This is a genomic window from Thermogutta hypogea, assembly GCF_055386265.1.
In genome coordinates this window covers 3,417,134-3,436,487 of the sequence record NZ_AP042425.1, presented here as the reverse complement: position 1 = coordinate 3,436,487, position 19,354 = coordinate 3,417,134, and the positions used below count along the sequence as shown (strand labels likewise).

Here is a 19,354-nt window from a genome sequence, read left to right as displayed (position 1 = left end):
AGTTCCGAAAGGCACGGTCCGCGGCAGCAGTCGCCCGGCAACCGGTCACGGAACGTTTCGCCGAGGTCCGGGCCGCGTACGGTCCGGGCAGTCTTCGTTCTCGCGGACGATCCGCCCCCCAAGGCAGGGAATAAGGTAGGGAATAACGAATCCAATGAGCGAGATCCAGCAAGTTTTGGAATACCTGGAAACGCACCGCACGGAATGGGAGGATTTGCTCCTTCAATACCTGCGGATTCCCAGCGTCAGCGCTGATCCCCGGCATGCCGAGGACGTCCGCGAGGCCGCGCGGTGGACGGCCGCTCTTTTCGAACGGATGGGCTTCGCCGTGGAGCTGGTGGACGGCGAGAATCGGCCCATCGTTTACGCGGAATCGCCTCGCGTGGAAGGCGCGCCGACGGTCTTGGTGTACGGGCATTACGATGTGCAGCCGGCCGAGGACCCTTCGCTGTGGGAGACACCGCCCTTCGAGCCGAGCATTCGCCGGGGGGCTTTCTTCGCCCGCGGTGCTTGCGACAACAAGGGGCAAATCCTGCCGCATATCTTGGCGGTTCGGGCGTGGAAGGAGGCGGCCGGTCGGCTGCCGCTGAACTTCAAGTTCGTCGTGGAAGGCGAGGAGGAGGTCGGCAGTCACCTTTTGGAACGGTTCATCGATCAGGCGGCGGAGCGTCTGGCGTGCGATTGCGTGGTCATCAGCGATACGGGGATGCCCGGCCCGGATCAGCCCGCCGTCACCTACGGCTTGCGCGGCATCGCCTATTTCGAGATTCGCCTGACGGGCCCCAATCGCGATCTGCACTCCGGATCCTTCGGCGGAGCGGTGACCAATCCGTGCAATGCCCTGGCCACGATGCTGGCCGGTTTGATCGACGATCACGGCCGCATCCAAATTCCCGGTTTTTACGATGACGTGGTGCCCTTGAGCGAGGAGGAACGGGCGCGGATTCGCGCGGTGCCCTTCGACGAAAAGGCCTATTTCCGAATGCTGGGCGTGGGAGCGGCGGTGGGGGAAAAGGGCTACTCGGTGTTGGAGCGTCGCTGGGCCAGGCCGACATACGACGTGTGCGGCGTCTGGGGAGGCTATCAGGGTGCCGGCGCCAAGACCGTCATTCCCAGCCAAGCGGGCGCGAAGCTGAGCTTTCGGTTGGTCCCGCACCAAGACCCCGCCAAGGTGGCCAAGGGCTTGGAAATCCGCTTGCGGCAACTCTGCCCGCCGGGCATTCGGCTGGAAATCATCGACCTGCATGCGTCGCCGGCGGTCTTGACGCCGCTGGACAGCCCTTACATGAAGGCGGCGGAACGGGCGCTGGCGGCGGTCTTTCCCCATCCGCCGGTCGCCATCCGCGAGGGAGGATCGATCCCCATCGTGGCGCGCTTCCAACAACGGCTGGGGGTGGACGTCCTCTTGATCGGCTTCGCCCAGGAGGACGACAACGCCCACGCTCCCAATGAAAAGTATTCCGTGCAAACCTATCACCGCGCCATGGCGGCCTCGGCACGGCTGTGGGAAGAATTGCGGCGGGCGAGCGACGGAACGAGAACCACGTGACCCGAGGATGCCGCCCCCCGGGGCTTCCCCCGAGCACGCGGATAGCGCGAACTGAGCCCGGCCGAGCAGGAAGAGGTCGGCGCCCTTCATAACGGAGACGCGAGTGATGCTGGATCGACGTTGGGTTGTGGAACATCTGGACGAGGTCAAACGCAACTGCGCCGAGCGCGGCGTCCACGTGGACGTGGACCGGCTGGCCGAATTGGAGAATCGCCGCCGGGACCTGCGGTCGCAATGGGATGCCTGTAACCGCCGAGCCAATGAGATCGCCAAGTCGTTGGCGAAATGCCGCGACGAAGCCGAGCGCCAGGCCAAGAAGGAAGAGGGACGGCGTTTGCGGGAAGAGGCGGCGGCGACGGAACGCGCAATGAACGCCGTCGAAGCGGAGGCCGATGCCCTGCTGCGGCTGATCCCCAACCTGACGCATCCCGATGCCCCTCGCGGCGGCGAAGAGGCTGCGCGGGAAATCGCCCGCGGCGCAACCCCCATTCCCAAGTTCGACTTTCCGCCCCTGGACCACGTCCAATTGGCGGAGAAGTTGGATCTGATCGATTTCGACGCCGCCGGACGCGTGACCGGCCACGGCTTTTACTATCTGAAAAACGAGGCCGTCCTTCTGGAATTGGCCCTTCAACGCTACGCCTTGGACGTGCTGCTCCAGGACGGTTTCATTCCGATGACGACTCCGGACCTGGCGCGCAACGACATCTTGGAGGGCATCGGCTTTCTGCCGCGGGGACCGGAAACGCAGATTTACAGCATCGAAAACTCCGATCTCAGCTTGATCGCGACGGCTGAAATCACGTTGGGCGGTTATTATGCGGGCCGCATCCTGGAGGCGGAGTCGCTCCCCATCAAGATGGCGGGCATCAGCCACTGTTTTCGCACGGAGGCGGGCGCCCACGGCCGGGCCGCACGCGGCATCTACCGCGTTCACCAGTTCACCAAGGTCGAAATGTTCGCCTTCACCTTGCCCGAGCAGAGCGACGCCATGCTGGAGCATCTCCGCGCATTGGAATGCCGCATTTTCGACGGTCTCGGCATTCCCTACCGGGTGATCGACACGGCATCGGGCGATTTGGGCGGACCGGCCTATCGCAAGTACGATCTGGAGGCCTGGATGCCCGGCCGAGGCGACTTCGGCGAAATCACCAGCACCTCCAATTGCACGGACTACCAGGCTCGCCGCTTGGACATCCGCTACCGCGCCAAAGGCGAAAAAGGGACCCGCTTCGTCCACACCCTCAACGGCACGGCCGTGGCCGTCAGCCGGGCATTGATCGCCATCTTGGAAAACTACCAGCAGGCCGACGGGTCCGTGCTCATCCCCGAGGTCTTGCGGGCATGGGTGGGAAAAGACCGAATCGCGACGCGAGCATAAGCGTCGCCGCCTACCGGCGCAACGGCGGCCGCGCGGCTTGACCTTGCGGGGGCGGATGCTCCGCGATTCCTGCTTCGAGGGTCTCGCGGCTCTTGACAGCCGGTTTCTCCGAGACGAGCATAACGGTCGATCGCCGGGGGACGTTCCCGACCTGCTCTTGTGGCTCTTGGAGCACGGCTTTCAGCCCCGGTCTCTCTCCCCCGCCCGGACCGCCGGCTTGAATGAGGAGTCGGCCCGGCGGATACCCATCGTCGTTTACGCCGGCGACGAGACCTTGGAGCACGGGACGGAGCAGCCGGGCGCGGTGCTGGACGGCCTGCGCCGCTACTTGCAGGGCGGGGGACTGCTGGTATTTCTACCCACCGGGCCCATGCCCATGCACTACGACCGCGAGCGCAACGTCTTGGACGGAGCGAGGCGGATCGGGCTGCCGCTCGCGGTCGGCGGACCGCGCGGCGGCTGGGAACGTCCTCCCCAAGGCAAGACCCTGAGGATTGTCCGCGTCGGCGAACACCTGGAGAACCTGCCCGCCGAGTTCCCGTTCCCCGACGAAGATCCGCGCTGGCGCCCGCCGGTCCGCGCGGAGTTGTCCGATGCGGACGTGGTGGTGCCGCTCCTCGAACTCCGCGACGCGGAAGGCGACCGCTACGGCCAGGCAGCCGTGTACTTGGAGCACAAGGCGAGCGCCCCGCGAGGCGGCAAGCTCCTTTACTGCTGGTTCGGATTGCGCTATTCCGCGTATACCGACGACCTGTTCGCCGCGGTGTTCGCCCTCGCTGCGGAGAAGGTCGAGCGCTGACCCCGCAGCGAACAAGAAGAACCGGCTTCGGACCGCGGAATCATCCCTTGTCGGAGAAACAGTAGCGGAAAAACCGGCGGAGGTCCGCGATTCGATGTCGGGTGGAGCACGTGTTCGGGGTGATGAAGCACCGGTTCGGTTGGAGGAAACTGCGGTTTCGGGGGATCTTCAAGAACCTTCAATACGCCTTGGCGATGGCCGGCGCGGTAAACATCTATATCCACCGGAGGGCGTTATTCCGGATGTTGTCGTCCCCGGCGGCGGGATAGAGCGGAGATAGTGCGCGCTCGTCCGGCGATAGACGCGGACGCCGGGCGGGATGGAGGAGATGGAACGTTGCCGCTCCCCTTCTAATCCGCCGAGCGACTTTAGTCACCGGGCCGAAGCTCCCCGGCGCTTTAATAGAAGGGATTGTTCAGGGGTTTCAAACATAGATGCAAACCCTGGAGCCGGCAGCGTAAGCTGGTGGTGCGCACTGCCGGCACCGGCGGTCGGCCAATCCTGGGCAGCGCCGTAGACACCTCCAGCTCACGCTGGAGGCTCGACGAATTCGAGATCGACGACGCATCCCGGCTCGGAGGGCCACGCTCCGGCGCGGCCGCACTTTCCGCTCCCGGCCGGCATTCTTCACGGTTTTTGTAGATGCTCTTGACCGCGGCATTGACCGACTACCGCATGGTCGGCCGGCGACCTTTCCCTTTTCCGGCTTCGTGGTTCGCATTGCGATTCCGTCCGGTCCTCGTCACTCCTCGTCTTCCATGTCGGGGTATCGGGGCGGGGATTGCCCATGACTCTCCAGCAGCCGGGGGTATTCGCCCTTGTCGGCCTGTCCGTCGATCTGCTCGACGGTAATCTCGTGCCACCAATTGTCGCCGAAATCGAACAGATACAAGAACACCTGCCGGGGCTTCAGGTCCAAGCTGCTCAGCTTGGCCTCGGCGGCATTCCGGGACACCTCGCCGAACGGGTCAGGCTCTTCGCTCATATACGGATGAGAGTATTCCACCGCGTCACGGAGCCGACTGCGACCTTTGGTCCCGGGCTTGGGAAAGTAGAACGAATACAGGTGCTCGTCATCGCGGTCGAAGGCGACGAAGATGGCCTCGTGGAGATCGTCGAGCGTCTGGTTGGCGCGCACGGCAATCCGCCGCCAGACGTCCTTCCGGTCCGACAGGGCGACCTTGAAGACAAAAACGCGATTGGAAATCGCAGATTTGGCCTTCGGCATCTCAGATTCCTCCGCTAAAGGTGCGATTAAGAATGGCGGCCGGGAGCATGTTGATCGCGTTCAGCTCGGCTTCCGCCGCTTGGCGGCCGCGTGGGCCTTGCCCTGTTCCATTCCATGACCTGGAGGCAGGCCTTCGCGCTCGGCCTCGATGAGGGCAACGGCCACGGGCTGGGCATCGGGAAGGACCTTCACGCGCAGCGTGTAGTCGGTTCGTCCTTTGGAAGCCGTCTTGCTCGCTCGCCGATCACGTCGATGGCCCCGGTGGTCTCTTCGCGTCGCATCAGGCCTTCGGTCGACCCGCGGGCGTGCATCGCCGGTTGGGTCAGCTCGGCCCTGGTGTCGGATCGCGAAGCACGGCCACCGTGCCCCGTCCGGCCACTCACCCCCCCAGCACGTTTCCTCCGCGCCTGGTCGACGGCAAGTCGCGGAGATTGTCAGTTCATCATATCAACCTCGCTGGGGGATCGCCAGCGCGGCCGGGCGGTGAAGAGGGAGAGACTATCCACCGCCGGCTCACGCCGGCGGCTCCATGTCACCCAGCGACTCCCCTTCACCCACCGGCTGCCCATCCGCCGGCGGCTCCCCATGCGCGTCACGTTGCCGAAGGCGTCATAGACCAGGTGATTGACCACCGTCGTGGCCCCCGTGCCAGGGTCGTACTGGGGGAACCCCTGCACAACACGGCGCGTATCAGTACAGTAGTCTCGTGCTTGGAAGCAAGGGGATAGAAGTATAAGGAATGGTATCACTTTCGGGGCGGACGGCGAACATGGGACGAGCGAATCGCAAGGCGCGGCGGACGTTGGCAACGGCCGGGTGGGATCGCTATCGGAAGGCGACGCGTCGGCAGCGATTTCTGGAAGAAATGAAGCTCGCCATGCCCGGGACCCAATAGCGGCCGGTTCGCACGGCCACGCACCCGCAAGCCGCGAACCTCCTCCCCCGCGCGTCCGCGGAGGCATCAAGCCAAGCCGTGCTCGTCTTCTTCATCCTCGTCCTCGTCGAGGTAGTCGTCCTCCGAACCCGGTTCATCGTCATCCGCTGCCATCTCTTCGGCCATGCGCTGGAGCCGCTCTTGGGTTTCCTCATCGTATTCGTCGGGGGATTCTCTTGCTCCCTGCCAAACGACGCCCGGCCGGTCGCGAAAACCGGCTTCCGCCTCTTCGCAACTCATCAAGGTCGGCGGCAGGGCGTAGCAGCGTTGCTGGGCCTGGATGACGTAATGCTCGGCCTCCTCCTCGTTCCGTGCCAGAACGCCCCACGAGGCGTAGTATTCCCGCCAATCCACCTGATGGGCGAGGCAGGCCCGATGCTTCGGCCAATCGTCGTCCAGCGGTTGTTCCACCGCGCATTCGTAGTAGGTCAGTCCCTCCGTGACCGGGCGCCGCGCCCGCTCCTCCTCGAAGTAATCGTCGGGAACCATGCCGGCTTGGAAGAGCCGTTCGACCAGCTCGCTTTGCAGCGGATCGTCGGCGGGCAGGTGATCCCTGACCACGCGCCACAACTGCCGCAAGATCTTCTCGATACCGAGGGGGGTGAGGTCCTCGACCTCGCGCAGCGGAACCTCGAGGATGGCCCGCACGATCTCGCGGAGGACGTCGGGTTCGCCGCGGAGGGCGGCCAGCCAGGCCCGCAAGGCGCGGGCCGCGAAATGATCCGGGCCGTGCAACTCGGCGAAGACGTCGATTTGCGTCTCGGCCTCGTCCGGTCGGTTGGTTTGCAGCAGCGCCCAGGCATAATAGTACGGCAGCCACGGCTGAGCGCTGCGCCACTGTCCGGCCAGGCTGAAGTAGGTCGCGGCCTCGGCGTAGCGTTCCAGGCGAAAGGCCGCCAAGCCCGCCTCCCAGGCCACGTCCGCGTCTTCCACCTTTCCTTCGCGGAGGCACAGATCGAGCACGAAAAGGGCGTCCTCGTCGCGCTTGGAGTCGGCGTACACCTCGGCCAAGGCCAAGGCCGCGGCCGCCTGAGTGCGATCCAAGGCGAAACTGCGGGCGAAGCACCACTCCGCGTCTCCTTGCATGCCCAGGACGTGAAACAGGACTCCCGCCCGATAGCAATGGCGCGGATGATCGGGTTTCAAGTCCAACGACTTTCGCATCAGGTGTTCCAACATTTGTTGATCGGGGAGGAGCGGGTCCGTCTCGTTTTCGGGGGCGCGATCGGACGGCGTCCCGGCGCCCTCGGTCTCCGAAGTCCCGGCCTCGGCGGTCTCTTCCTCGGTGCGCTGCCTTTCCGCGACCAATTGGGCCTGCCGCATCCAGGCTCCCAAACCTGCCGTCGCCGCCAGATTCAACACGTCCGGTTGTTCCGGAAAACGATCCAGCAGTCTTCGCGCCCAATACCACACCTCCTTTTCGCGGCGGAGGACCGACGCCAGTTGCCCGGCCACGAAAATCAGCCGCGCGCCGTCTTCCGGCAATTCCACTTCCGCCGGATCGACGGCCAGCATTTCATCGAGGATCACCTCCATGTCCTTGGCTTCGGCGTCGGTACCGTCGGGCAGACGTTGGAACCAAGCGTTGAATCGCGGCCCCATCGGCGTCTTGTCCCAATCGACGGACGGGACCTGCGTCTTGGCCGCGGCCTCCGGCGTCCGATCATCGCCCGGCGCTTCCGCGGCCGGCTGAGTCAACGGGGGGAGCGGGATGCGGTCCGTTCTGGGCGGGTACAAGAAGCCGACGGCCGTGGGCGCCACCCGCCCCGACGCCATGGCGTCCAGCCGAGCATGGTACAGCGCGGCCTCGCCGGGGTTCATGCGCCGCCGCAAGTCCTCCTCCAACCCATCGGCCTGCCCGTCCCTGCCCATCCATCGCAGCACGGAGATCAACCGGGTGCGGGTTTCCAGCCATTGGGGCATCGCTTCCCAATACGCGAGCCGGCGGTCCCACCGCTCCAAGATTTCCGCGGCCTCCGCCGGTCGATCGGCGCTCACGGCGACCACCGCGTCGAACAAGGCCTTGTGCCAGGCCGCCTCGGGGTTTTCGTCCTCGGGCGGAACGAGCGACCAATCCAGCGGTTCACCGACTTCGGCGCATCGTTCTTCCAGCTCATCGCCGCGGCCGGCGAGGAACAGGGCGGAGCCGAGCAAGGTAAAGGCCTCCAGCTTGGCGAGGAGCGGCGTGTGATAGACTTTGGCCAATTCCAAGGCCCTGCGTGCCTGGTCCGCCGCCTCCGTCAAGCGGCCGCACAGCAATTGGATGAAGGCGTGCATCCGCGCGCCCTCGAAACGATGGTCGCCCTGGTCCAGGATCGGCAGCTTATTCTCGATCGACCGCGCGAAGTGCAAGGCGGTCTGCACATCGCCCAAGGTCAGGTAGACCCACACCGTGTAATCGCGAAAACACTCCAGGCAGGCGATCTTTCCCGTCCGTCGGCAGACCTCATTCCCTTCCCGTACCACGTCCCGCACCCGGGGCGAGCCGAAGCCGTAACGAACGGCCGCGTGCGAACCCAAATGGTGGTAAGCGCACGTGGACAACCAAAAGACGACGCCTTGGTATTCGTCATCGGGAAAGTCGGGCTGGAACTGCCGGGCGTGATCCTCGCTTTCCAGCAGGGCGACCATTTCCGTCGCCAATTCCATCCCCAGTTCCGTTTCGAAGGTGGCCAAGGCACAATGCGTAATCGAGAGCGTGGCGCGAATGTACGGAATCAGCCGCCGCTCGATCTTGGCCAACCTCCGCAGCTCGTGAGCAACACGCATCGAGGACCGGAAGAATCCGCGTTCCTCCAGCTCTTGCTGCCGCTCCCACAACTCTTGCATCCGTCGCTCGACGGGATCCGCCGGCAATTCCGATGACATGGCTCTCACTTTCTGAAAAATCCCGCCGGTATCGGGCAAACTGATTCCAAGGGAACGCGCATGGGTAAACGTGTTCTCGGCGGGCCTCGATTCTTGAGTGCCGAACGCCTCGCACCGAATCCCGGACACGACCGGGCCGCGTCCCTCCGTCAGGACGAAAACGACGCGTGGAACGGAATACCCTGCCGAAGGCTCGTGCTCGGTCAGGGCTCAAAGCCACCAACCAGGGGATCGCGTCCGCTGCTCGATCCGGCGTGAGCGTGCCCTGCGCGGCTCTAGTCTCCGCCGGGCCGCGGATCGCGTCCCCACAGGGCCTCCGCAATCCACATCAAATCATCTTCCTCGCGTTGAAAGGCGGCACGATCCGGAACCCAACCCGCCGTCGCCAGGGCCTTGCCGACCAACAACCGCACCACGCTGCCCAGCGGCGTACCGGGCGATTGTTCCAGCGCGCGGCCGACCAGGCGGTGATCGAGATTGAGCACGACCTCGTTCGGCCGGGGGACGTCGCCGGAAAAATGGGCGTCGATCAATCGTTGAAATCCCGCCGGCACGCTGCCGCTCTTCTTCAACTCCTCGAACGTCTTATAGAGTTCCGCGCGTTCGCTCAGGAAGGCCATGACGGGAATGCGAGGAGCAAACCGTCCCACCAGCACGCGAACCCGATCCGATCCGACGAACTCCTGCCAGATCGGCGGCGCCTCGCCCAAGTCTCCCATGCCGAGGACGCTGCGGGCGAAATCGGGGCTGCCCGGCCCGGCGATGCGGACGTCGATATTGCACCCTTCCGCCGCCAGATCGGCCGCCATCAACGCCAGCAGAGTCTCCTCGAAGCTCCGCATGGTGTGCACGCACGGGGCGGGATAATCCAGAAACAGCGTATTCATCCACGATTCTTGGTGCCGATTGGGATTGTACCACAGCACGTAGTCGGCGTCGCTGTCAAAGCTCGACCGGCTGCGACTGCGTTTGAAAATCTGCTCGAACGTCAACAGTCCTTGCGAGGTGCTGAAGCGATAGCTGCGCCGCAGCAACAGACGCAGTCGCTCTTGCGCCAGCGCCGCCCCGGCCAAGAGGTAGCGATGCCAGGTGATCAGCGTTTCCCAACGCTTGGGATCGCTCTCGGCCAAGTTCTCGAAGTGCGAGAAGACGGCGCGATCCAGCTCGTCCTGCACCCAGGCGAATCGCACGTTGCGGACCAAGTCCTCGCGGCTGACGGTGGGGTCGCACTCGGGCAACTCCACGACGCCGCGGATGAACGGCGCCCAATCCGGCAGAAGCCCTTGCAGACGCCGCGAGATGACCATGCGACGCACGGTGACGGCCAAGGTGGGCGCATCGGTGAAGCCGGGCGTCCGTTGCGGCGTGACGTATAGCGCCCCGCGGATGGTCACCGGCCGTTCCACACGCAGCGGAATGACCTCCAAAGGCGTCTCCCCGAAGTACGACTCCAGCTCCATTTCCACGGCGTGGCGGTCGGGAGTGGTATCCAGCCAGGCGGCCGTTCCTACGTTCACACGCTGCCCGCCGTCGTTCAGGAAGATGGGCAGGGGAAGGAAGTCGGCGTATTGTCGAATCACCGATTCCAGCAATTCCTCCTGTTCGGCATAGGCGGCGAACTCGGGCTTGAGGTGCAATCGCACGGTCGTGCCGCACGATTCCCGCTCCGCCGAGGCCAAGTAGATGTCGGTCCCCGACCCCGCCTCCCACAGCACGGCCCGGTCATCGTCGCGGTGCCGCGAAACGACGACGATCCGCTCGGCCAGGAGGAATCCGCTGAGCAGGCCGACGCCGAATTGCCCGATCAGGCTGGAGGCCCCCGGGGCATCGCCCCGGCGCTTGATCCAGCCGCTGATGCCCAGCCCCAGCGTCCCCAGATAGGTCTCGGCCTCTTCCGGCCTCATGCCGATGCCGTCGTCACGGACTTCCAGGACGCGCTGCGCCGGGTCTTGCCGCACGTCGATTCGTCCCTGAAACGTCACTTCCTCGGCTCGCCGCCGCATGATTCCGTCATGGGCGTTTTGGATCAATTCGCGAACGGCGACCTCGGGGCGGCTGTAAAGGGATTCGCCCATCAGTTGGATGATGCCACCCACGTCCACCTGAAAGGGAACGCGTTTGGACCAGGCGGGTTCATCGGGGGGTTGTTCGCTGGGGATGGGTTGCTGAGAATCCATCATCAATCCATGGGGCAAGGATGTATCGCGGGAAGGCCGCCGCGCAAAACGACCCGGCCGGACGTCGGCACGGCGAAGAAAGGAAAGGCGCCCTCGGAAAGGCGGCCGTCCGTCCTCGGCCGAATGGCGATTAGTCGTTCCGGTTCCACCGATGATAGGCTGACGATATTCCGTTGCGCCGACGATCGCGTCTATCCGCATTATCCGGGCAAATACCGCCGGGGGACAAGGTCCGCGGGCATGGGGCGGGTCGGGAATCGCGTCCGGCTCGTGCCGTCGGCGCGGCGGGATCGCTCGTCAACCGACCGCCGTCGCCGGACCCGATGAGGACGCCGCGAGGACGGCCAGCACTTCCTCGTGCAGCAAGCCGTTGGAGCCGAGGCCGTTTCCCGACGAAAAGGAATAGACGCCCTTCCAATCGCTGAAGCGCCCGCCGGCCTCGCGAATGATGGGGGCCACGGCGGCGGCGTCCCAAACCTGCATCAAGGGATCGATCATGAAATCGACGCGCCCGGTGGCAACGAGCAGATAGCCGTAGGCGTCGCCCCATGTGCGGACCAACCGGGCGGCCTCTTGCAGCCGGAAGAAGGCGTCGCGTCGGCCCACGTGATCGAAGTTGACCACCTCGCTGGTGACCCAGGCCGCCTCCGCCAAGCGGTCGCAAGACGAGACGCGGGCCGGTTGCGGCGGTTCCTCTGCTCGGACATACCACGCTCCCAAGCCCTCGGCGGCATAGACGGCCTCTTCCAAGGCGGGAATGCGGGCGACTCCGGCTACGGCACGATCTTCGTAAACGATCCCCACCAACGTCCCGTACAACGGGACGCCGTGAATGAACGACTTGGTGCCGTCGATCGGATCGAGAATCCAGCGATAGCCGCCCGAGCCTTCCGCCGTACCCCATTCCTCGCCGACGATGCCGTCCTCCGGAAAGGCCTCCGCGATTCGCCGCCGCAGGTGGCTCTCGGCTTCGCGGTCGGCGACGGTAACGGGCGAATCGTCCGCCTTCCGCTCCACTTCCATCTTCGAGCCGAAATACCGGAGCGTGATTTCACCCGCCTCGCGCGCGATCTTCACGGCCCAGTCCAACCTGCGGCGCAAGGCCTCGGTTCCGCCGGTAAACATGTCGGTTCCACTCATGGCGTCATCTCATGCCCGATCGAATCCCCGTTCCGACGATCCCTGCGATCGCTCCAGCCTCGGTTTTTCCGCACGGCAATCCGATCGTGGGCTCCTTGTCCGCCGTAAGCCGCAGCACCATCCCGGGGACGATGGAGTTCACGGCGTGGAAGCTTCGCGGATGTTTCTCAAGGCCTCCTCGATGGAAACCTTCGCCACGGGACCGGCGGATTGCAGGGCCTGTTCCAGGGCGGGCAACGCATCCTTCGCCTTGGCGCCCAACCGCCCCAAGGCATCCGCGGCGGCGCTTTGCACGTTGGGGTCTGCGTCTCCCAGGGCATCCTTCAGCCGCGAAACTACGTCCGGGCCGTCGGCGCCGCATTTCCGCAAGGCCTTGGCGGCCGCGGCGCGGACCGCGGCGTCTTCGTCCTTCAAGAGGGCGCAAAGGGCCGCGATCGCCTGCGGATCGCCTCGGCCGGTCATCCCCAAGGCCTCCGCGGCGGCAGCCCGCACATCCCACTCCGCCGCTCGGCAACCCTCCACCAACTCAGGCACCGCCGCGCTCGCGGCGCCGCCCAGGGCGCTCAGCGCGCGGATGGCCGAAACCCGGGCATCCACGCTCGGCGTCTCGCGGACCACCTTTCGCAAGGCGGGGACTTGCCCCGCTCCATATTGCACCAGCGCGTCGATGGCCTGGTCTCGGACCTGCGGCTTGCGGTGACTCAAGAGCGCGAGCCACTCCTCGGGCGTTTTGTCGGTGTGGCGAAACTCGCGAAATGCGGGGCGATCGCCGGAACGTCCGCGGGTCGCGTTTCCGCCTCCCTCGCCCATCGGCGGCATGGGGCGACACCCCGCCGTCGATCCCAGCCAAACAAACGCCGCGCCGAGGATGAACCACGGCCCAATCCGCCGCCATCGTCTCCACATCATCGTCGCCGTCGGTCCTCTGAACGCCTGCTCGATCAACGCCCTGAACAATCGGCTCGCCGCCGGACGGCAAGGTCGGGCGGCGGAATCGCGCTCCAGACTATTATTCTAATCCGGCCGTGGGAAACACGTCCTCTCCCGCGGATTGAATTTCCACGATGCTCTTGCCGCCGTCGATGACGACCTGGTAGCGTAGGCCGGGCTTGGCGTGGATCACCAGCGTGCCGTCTCGCAATTCGGCGGCAAAGGGGACCACCACACGGTGACCCTTCACCTCCAGCACTTGCGGACGCTCGATCTCGCCGGAGAGTTTGCGCCGCAAGATGTAGAGCGCGCACGGATTGATGAAGGGGCCGTTGCGGGTCTGAGCCGTCAAGGAGAAGGAATCCGGCAGCGTCCCCGCCTTGGGATCGCCCGCGGGCACCTGCTGCTGCTCGCCCGAAATCAAGATTCCCCAGGCCAAACGATTCCAGTCGAGCGTGGAATCATACGGGGCCAGCATCGTGAGGGCATCGGCGTACACCAGGCCGCACCACTGGACGGGCAATCCCATCCAGTTGGGCGCGACCCAATTGGTGGCGCCGTACACGGGAATCGTGGCGTAGAGCATGACGGGGTGTTCCGACCACAGATAGACGAAGGGAATACCCGTGATCGCCCATTTGCGGGCCAGTGCCAGGTACTCCTTGTTCCCGGTCAGTTCGTAGCCGCGGACGTAGGCGGCGACCAAGTGCGCGGAGGCCAAGATATCCGGCGTGTGCAGCGACAGCTCCCAGACCTGCGCCCCGCGCGGGGTGCGGAATCGCTTCATGTACTCCAGCGTGCGGACTCCGGCTTGTAGGGCCTCTTCGTCGCCGCTTGCGTAGGCGTATTCCAATAGTTGCTTGGCGTACAAGGCGCAGTAGCCGCTTGCGGTATCCTCAAAGTGCCCCTTGAGGTAGGTTCCCGCGTAGCGATAGGAGCCGTCCGATCGCTGAGCGCGAACGGCCTGCTGCGCTCGGGCACGTTGGAACTCGGCCCAGCGGTCGGCCCGGCCGGTCACGAAGAACGCATAGTCGTCGGAGAGGTGGCCGCCGCCGGGAATCAGCGTCGGGGTCGGCGGGACTTCTCCCGTAATCCGACCGATGGTCGAGGCCATGTCGGCGAAGAATTGCCGTCTCCAATTGGGTTCCACGCAGTGTCCCCAGCCCTCTTCGTTACGAAGCGGCCCCTGCGTCAGCGCCCAAAGCACCAGCTCTTCCTGCTCCTTGGGAGACCGCGGCGGATCGGGCAGTTCCGGGAAACCGTGCCGCTGCACGGCCCAAAGCACGGCATCTTCCAGCGACTCTTGCTTCACCCGCAAGAAGGCCTCGTAGCGCATGCCGACCAGACTCATGCGATGGTCGGCGGCGCCGTCCACGAAATTCGGCGTGGCGTAGGTCGGCTGGAGCCGCATGTCGTCCCAGCTCAAGGAGACGGTCGCGCGGTCCGTGCCAAAGGCGGCAAGAGGCATGGTCACCTTGAGCCGGTCCGGCGCGAACCGCAGGTGCTCCGGCGTCTCAATATCAGCCTTCGAGGAGCTAGCCTCTCCCTTGCCCAGGTATTCCAGACCGGCGAATAGCCCCTGCTCCAAGCCGCCGCGGGCGCGGACCACGGGGCCTTCCACGGGTTCCTCGGCCTCGATCCGGAAGCGAATCTCGCCGTCGGTCGGGCGGACGGCGACGCGGATGCCGTCTCCCCACAGGTCCAGACCCTCGGCAACCGCCCGAACCTGGAGCGCGGGGATGCGGACGAATTGGCCGGGTTTACCCGGTTGCGACGGCGCCGCCACCGGCGCGATCACCGCCACAACGGTCTCACCCTTTCTGATTCGGGCCAGGTTGGAGTTTTGCGCGGCCTCCAGCGTCAAGTCCGCGTCGCCCGGCACCTTGCAGCCGACCCATTCGGCGGGGGCGGCATCGTGCACGACGACGGCCTGTCTGGCGACCGGCGGACCGTCCGGCAATGAGAGCTTCAGTTCCACGCAATCCAGCGGACGATCCGCCGCAGTCGGCTCCCGCAACGTGACGCGGTCTCCCGGAGCCGATGCGACGGGAGTATCGCCGTGACGAAACGTCAGGGGCTTCTTTCCCACGTTCCGCACGAAAAAGGCGACGGCATCGTCGGCGGCCGCAACTTCTTCAACCACCAGCGGTGCCGCCGTCAGGGGGATCACGCGGACCTCGCCGATCTCGAACCGGCCTTCGGCCGTGCCCGGGTCGATCCGGAGATTGCGAAGCCCGCCCGGGGTATGGATCCGCGCTGTGTACGTGTGCCACCGGCCGTCCGCGGAGATCGCGAAGTGCCGCGCCTTGTCCTCTCCCCGACCGGGAGAATCGCCGCAGGTCCAGAAGAGACCGAAACCGCCGGGCACCGTGGTGCGATGGCGGACCTCGACCTGATAGTCGTCGCCGGAGAGTCCCATGTCGCGGCTGAAGTACGGATCATTGCCGCGGCTTTCCACTACGAGGACCCCGTTTTCCATCGCCAACGAACATTGATTCTCGGCGCGAAAGCCCCCGGTATCCCGCTCGAAGGAAATGACGACCGGTTCACCACGGGGAACGAATTCCCGGGGATAGGGGTTCACCGGCTCGGCGGCGGGCTGCAAGCAAACAACGGCGGCAAGAAGCCATTGGGAAAGCATGACGGCTGTGCTCCTAATCGTGTGAAGGTGAGCGGAGTTATCCTTACCGGTCGTACGACGTGCCGTCGCGCCGGGTGGGGCGTGAGACTAAGGTCGGGCGGATTGCAGTTCCCAGGCGTAAACCGAAGCGGGCGGCAACACCACGTCCGCGCCCCAATTCGGCGGAGACGGTCGGGGTCCTTCGTCGGTCTGAACGTCCACGCGGCGAACGGTGAGCGGACGGTCGGGCAGACCCCACCGCTCGGCATCGACTTCGATCCGCACGGAGACCGGCTCCTCGGCGGCATTGACGGCCATGACGAGCATACGCTCTTCGCGCGGGATTGCCCAGCAACCGCGAAACACGGCATCCGTGGTGATCCACATCGTGCCGCCCCATTGCCAATCGGCACGCAGTTTGGGGATTGTTCCCAGCACGCGAGGCGGCCGGGCCATCTCGCCCGCATAGAAATACCTCGCCGTCGCGGCGCGGAGCGCGACCAGTTTTCTGAGAAACGCGGCGTTGTCTTCCTCTTGCAGTACGCCGGGGTTGATCCAGCCGATCTGCTCGCCGAAGACCAACTGCTGCGCCGCCCGCATCCGCAGCGCCATGTCGCGGTTCTTGCCCGCTTCCTCCGAAGGCAGTAACCCGCTCCCCGTCCCGCCGTAGTAGCGGCCGAACATCTGCACGCTTCCGCCGTACACGGCCGGAAACAGCGGAACTTGATCGGGGTATTGCCAATGCCAAGTAAGATAGCCGTCGAACCAGCGGATGTACGGTTCGGCATTGCACTCCGTGGTAATCATGCGATCGTCGGGCATCGATCGGCGGATCGCGTCCAGCAATTGCCAATACGATTGGGTCCACCAGTGCCCGCCGCCGAGAGGGTGCCCGTGCGACCGATCCATGCACAACGTGGGCGCCGCGGCCGCGATTTGATCGATGTATACGCCGTGCACGCCGCACTCGGAGAACAATCGCGATACGGTTTCGCGGACGGTCTCCTGCCATAACGGCGTCGAGGGGCACATTACGCCCAACCGGACCGGGCTGCCGTCCTCCTCCTTGCTGTTATACGTTTCGATGTACGGCTCGCCCTTTTCGTCCTTGGAAACGGCCGGTTCGGCCCTGGCGGTGAACTCGAAATCCTCGCCGCCGCGGTCGCGCGTATCCCACAACCGGCCGTTGATGTAGGGCATGACGTGCACGCCGTGCGATTGCAGATCGCGCACGCCCTCCGCGAAACCGTCCTTGGTGGGAAAGTAGTGGGGGTAATCGTTATCGAAGGGGATTTGGTGCCAATTGTACCAATGAAAGCCGGCGGGCACCCCGAAGTATTCGGCGAACTTGCGGACCGACTCGACGCAATCACCCGGTGCGCCGCCGCCCAACGCCCAAATCGACAGTTCCCGCATCCACAGCGGGGTATCGCTACGACCGTCGGGGCCCAATTCGGGATACCAGCGGGCCTCGTGCCGGACCCAATCGCGATAGAGGCACGCGGCGTCGAACCAGTTCCCGTCGAACAGCCGCCAGACGACCTCGCCGGAAGTTTGGAAAGCGTTGCCGGCCGTTCCCATCCCTTCCGCCCAGTGCTCGACGGTGTATTCCACGAGGTGATCCTTGGGCAGGCTGCGGAGCCGCAGCTCCTTGGTTCCGCCGAAAGGATCGTGGACGCCGAGATAGAGTCCGCACCGCTCGTCTTGCGGATAGGCGGCCACGAATTGCATGGTGACCCAGCCGCTGGGATATCGGCCGTTGAAATCGACGGCCCGCCGCCAAGCTCCCTGCTCGGCCACTCCCGCCGCCTTGGGATAGACCAGCCGACCGTCGGCCCCCGGCTCGACCAGGACCGTTTGCGGGAAACGGACGGAGCGGATGCTCCAGGTCGCGCCGGCGTTCCGGACCTGTAGCGTCCAGCGGACGGCGTCGTTCTCTTCGTCGGCCACCGCTCGGGCGATGACGCCGAGGTCACGAAGGCGCGCATCCGTCGGCGTCTTGAACTCCAGCGTGAGCGCTCGAGCGTCGGGATCCGGCGTCACGGCGAAGTCCTGCCAACCGTGATCGGAGCTGAGCGTCGCGTCTTCTTCAGAACCGGCCGCGCGGAGGTTCACCGTGAACAGCGGCAAACGGTCGCCGATCATGGCCCGACCGTCCGCGGCGTGCAGCGTCGGCCCCACCACGCCGTCCGCGTTCCGTTCACAAACCAAGGCGGCTCGCCCCGCCGAAAGGACGGTGAAGCGATCGGGCAAGCGGCCCTCGGCGGCCGCCAAGGCGTCGTCCCAACGCCCCGCCGCCTCCAGTTGCCGGGCCAAACCGGCGACGACGGGCGAGACTCTCTCCGCGCCGGAGGCGATACGGCGGTGAATCTCATCCGTGGTGACGACGGCTTTTATCGTCTTGGGAAGCTCCGCTCGGATCGACGGCAGTCGTGCGGCGGGATCATCGGCCGAAAAGCCGAACAGCCAGGCCGATTTATCCAGGATGCCGCTCTCCCAAGGCTGCCAGGCCGCATCGCCGTGGGACTGGATGTAGTGTCCGTCGCCGTCGGGGGAATCATAAATAACCACATTGCCGGGCGAGACCAAGCCCAGGGCGTTCGGGCCGTCGAGGATGACGGCGGCTTCGGCCAAGGGATATGATTTCGTCGCGCGTTCGAATCGGCCGCGCTGCACCGGTTCGCCCCCCAGCCACTCCGCGGCCGTCTCTTGGGAGAACTGCAATTCCAAGAAATGGTGCTCGTCCCAGCGAAAGGGCGTGCCTTGCGAGGCCCGGCCGCGGACCCACACCCAGGGGGCGTCGTGGAAATAGACCCAGTCGTAGACGACCCAGGGATGGGACTCCGGCTCGCCGCTTCCCGACTTGTAGCCCGCCCGAGTGCGGACCACGGTCGCGATCGGCCCGACACCGAGCTGAACGACCTCGGCCTGGGCGTCGCTCGCCGCAAGGAAGCTTCCCTTGTCGCGACTGTGAACGCGATCGGCGAATCGCAGCGGAAACTCCTTGCCGCCCGATTTGAGGTATAACGAGGAGAAAAAGCCGCCTCGCTGGGGAAGATGGGTGACGGTCAAGTGCGACGTGTCCACGCGTCCGTCGAAATCATGCCCCGCCTCAGTCGTTGCCTCCGCCGATCGGGGCCGCAAGATGACGCGGTCGGGCGGCGGGTCGGGCAAGACCAGCAAGAGCGTGCCCGAGCCGTCGTCGCATAGCGCCCTCAGGTCGACCTGGGGATCGTCCATGGGAGGAGCGGGCAGGAATTGGGCGGGGATCGACCGGCCGTCTTCCGTCGCGACCTGAAGACGTCCGGCCCAGCCGGCACCCCAACCGCACCGTTCTGCGACCGCTGCGAGACGCACTTCCAGCATCACCGTGCCGGGTCCGATCGGCGGGTCGAGAAGCAGAACGGCTTCCTCGCCCGAGGCTCGGCCGCTCCCCGACCAAAGTACGATCAAGCCGACAACGGCCGCAAACACCTTGAACGGCGACGTTCGCATCGCGAATCTCCCGGAGAGCTTCGGATATTGTCGGAAAACCTCGGCGGCGGAAACTTCCATTGCTCGCCTGCTACGTCCCTCTTATCGAATTGCGTATAATTGCGGCCTCATGTGGTTCGCCGGCCTCCGTTCGCGGCGAGCGCCGAGGGCCGCATTCGGGGAAGAACGTCCTTTTTGCCGCACGGCGAGCGATTACCGCGTTCCGACCTTCCAGCCGGGAAAGCGAGAGCCGA

12 protein-coding genes and 1 pseudogene are annotated in these 19,354 nt (G+C 65.3%); 5 read left to right on the top strand and 8 right to left on the bottom strand.

Annotation, left to right across the window (positions count from 1 at the left end):
* Positions 1 to 154 precede the first annotated feature (154 nt).
* The 4 genes and pseudogenes from ACZ5B4_RS12385 to ACZ5B4_RS12370 all read left to right on the top strand — a co-directional run.
* A complete protein-coding gene (locus tag ACZ5B4_RS12385) occupies positions 155 to 1,549 on the top strand; it encodes a dipeptidase (RefSeq protein ID WP_464911542.1) in 1,395 nt (464 codons plus the stop codon).
* Positions 1,550 to 1,655: 106 nt separating this feature from the next.
* The gene (serS, locus tag ACZ5B4_RS12380) at positions 1,656 to 2,930 is read left to right on the top strand and encodes a serine--tRNA ligase (protein ID WP_464911541.1); all 1,275 of its coding nucleotides are present in this window, start codon (positions 1,656 to 1,658) and stop codon (positions 2,928 to 2,930) included.
* 37 nt (positions 2,931 to 2,967) lie between these two features.
* Positions 2,968 to 3,729: a hypothetical protein gene (locus ACZ5B4_RS12375; protein ID WP_464911540.1), complete on the top strand. Its 762-nt coding sequence runs from the start codon at positions 2,968 to 2,970 to the stop codon at positions 3,727 to 3,729.
* Between the two features lie 86 nt (positions 3,730 to 3,815).
* Positions 3,816 to 3,998: pseudogene (locus tag ACZ5B4_RS12370) on the top strand (transposase); the annotation flags it as partial.
* A 473-nt stretch (positions 3,999 to 4,471) separates the two neighbouring features.
* Here ACZ5B4_RS12370 and ACZ5B4_RS12365 read toward each other — a convergent pair.
* On the bottom strand, positions 4,472 to 4,957 hold the full coding sequence (locus tag ACZ5B4_RS12365) for a plasmid pRiA4b ORF-3 family protein (RefSeq protein ID WP_464911539.1): 486 nt from the start codon (positions 4,955 to 4,957) through the stop codon (positions 4,472 to 4,474).
* Between the two features lie 434 nt (positions 4,958 to 5,391).
* Complete coding sequence (locus ACZ5B4_RS12360) at positions 5,392 to 5,634, bottom strand: hypothetical protein (RefSeq protein WP_464911538.1); 243 nt, start codon at positions 5,632 to 5,634, stop codon at positions 5,392 to 5,394.
* Between the two features lie 62 nt (positions 5,635 to 5,696).
* On the opposite strand from ACZ5B4_RS12360, the gene ACZ5B4_RS12355 reads away from it, so the two are divergent.
* Positions 5,697 to 5,852, top strand: coding sequence for a hypothetical protein (locus tag ACZ5B4_RS12355; protein WP_464911537.1), 156 nt, complete (start codon positions 5,697 to 5,699; stop codon positions 5,850 to 5,852).
* 66 nt (positions 5,853 to 5,918) lie between these two features.
* Here ACZ5B4_RS12355 and ACZ5B4_RS12350 read toward each other — a convergent pair whose 3' ends face one another.
* The 6 genes from ACZ5B4_RS12350 to ACZ5B4_RS12325 all read right to left on the bottom strand — a co-directional run bounded on the left by ACZ5B4_RS12350 (position 5,919) and on the right by ACZ5B4_RS12325 (position 19,121).
* The gene (locus tag ACZ5B4_RS12350; RefSeq protein WP_464911536.1) at positions 5,919 to 8,759 is read right to left on the bottom strand and encodes a tetratricopeptide repeat protein; all 2,841 of its coding nucleotides are present in this window, start codon (positions 8,757 to 8,759) and stop codon (positions 5,919 to 5,921) included.
* 275 nt (positions 8,760 to 9,034) lie between these two features.
* On the bottom strand, positions 9,035 to 10,939 hold the full coding sequence (locus ACZ5B4_RS12345; protein WP_464911535.1) for an ATP-binding protein: 1,905 nt from the start codon (positions 10,937 to 10,939) through the stop codon (positions 9,035 to 9,037).
* A gap of 294 nt (positions 10,940 to 11,233) precedes the next feature.
* Positions 11,234 to 12,076: a histidinol-phosphatase gene (gene hisN / locus ACZ5B4_RS12340; protein WP_464911534.1), complete on the bottom strand. Its 843-nt coding sequence runs from the start codon at positions 12,074 to 12,076 to the stop codon at positions 11,234 to 11,236.
* Between the two features lie 138 nt (positions 12,077 to 12,214).
* Positions 12,215 to 12,985, bottom strand: coding sequence for a HEAT repeat domain-containing protein (locus tag ACZ5B4_RS12335; RefSeq protein WP_464911533.1), 771 nt, complete (start codon positions 12,983 to 12,985; stop codon positions 12,215 to 12,217).
* 100 nt (positions 12,986 to 13,085) lie between these two features.
* Positions 13,086 to 15,647, bottom strand: a complete 2,562-nt coding sequence (locus tag ACZ5B4_RS12330; RefSeq protein WP_464911532.1) for a hypothetical protein — start codon at positions 15,645 to 15,647, stop codon at positions 13,086 to 13,088.
* Positions 15,648 to 15,734: 87 nt separating this feature from the next.
* The gene (locus tag ACZ5B4_RS12325; protein WP_464911531.1) at positions 15,735 to 19,121 is read right to left on the bottom strand and encodes a DUF6259 domain-containing protein; all 3,387 of its coding nucleotides are present in this window, start codon (positions 19,119 to 19,121) and stop codon (positions 15,735 to 15,737) included.
* Positions 19,122 to 19,354 lie beyond the last annotated feature (233 nt).

Coding starts and splice junctions, on each gene's coding strand:
- ACZ5B4_RS12385 (WP_464911542.1), top strand. CDS start 155: ATGAGCGAGATCCAGCAAGTTTTGGAATACCTGGAAACGCACCGCACG.
- hisN (WP_464911534.1), bottom strand. CDS start 12,076: ATGAGTGGAACCGACATGTTTACCGGCGGAACCGAGGCCTTGCGCCGC.
- ACZ5B4_RS12335 (WP_464911533.1), bottom strand. CDS start 12,985: ATGATGTGGAGACGATGGCGGCGGATTGGGCCGTGGTTCATCCTCGGC.
- ACZ5B4_RS12330 (WP_464911532.1), bottom strand. CDS start 15,647: ATGCTTTCCCAATGGCTTCTTGCCGCCGTTGTTTGCTTGCAGCCCGCC.
- ACZ5B4_RS12345 (WP_464911535.1), bottom strand. CDS start 10,939: ATGATGGATTCTCAGCAACCCATCCCCAGCGAACAACCCCCCGATGAA.
- ACZ5B4_RS12325 (WP_464911531.1), bottom strand. CDS start 19,121: ATGCGAACGTCGCCGTTCAAGGTGTTTGCGGCCGTTGTCGGCTTGATC.
- serS (WP_464911541.1), top strand. CDS start 1,656: ATGCTGGATCGACGTTGGGTTGTGGAACATCTGGACGAGGTCAAACGC.
- ACZ5B4_RS12355 (WP_464911537.1), top strand. CDS start 5,697: ATGGTATCACTTTCGGGGCGGACGGCGAACATGGGACGAGCGAATCGC.
- ACZ5B4_RS12350 (WP_464911536.1), bottom strand. CDS start 8,759: ATGTCATCGGAATTGCCGGCGGATCCCGTCGAGCGACGGATGCAAGAG.
- ACZ5B4_RS12365 (WP_464911539.1), bottom strand. CDS start 4,957: ATGCCGAAGGCCAAATCTGCGATTTCCAATCGCGTTTTTGTCTTCAAG.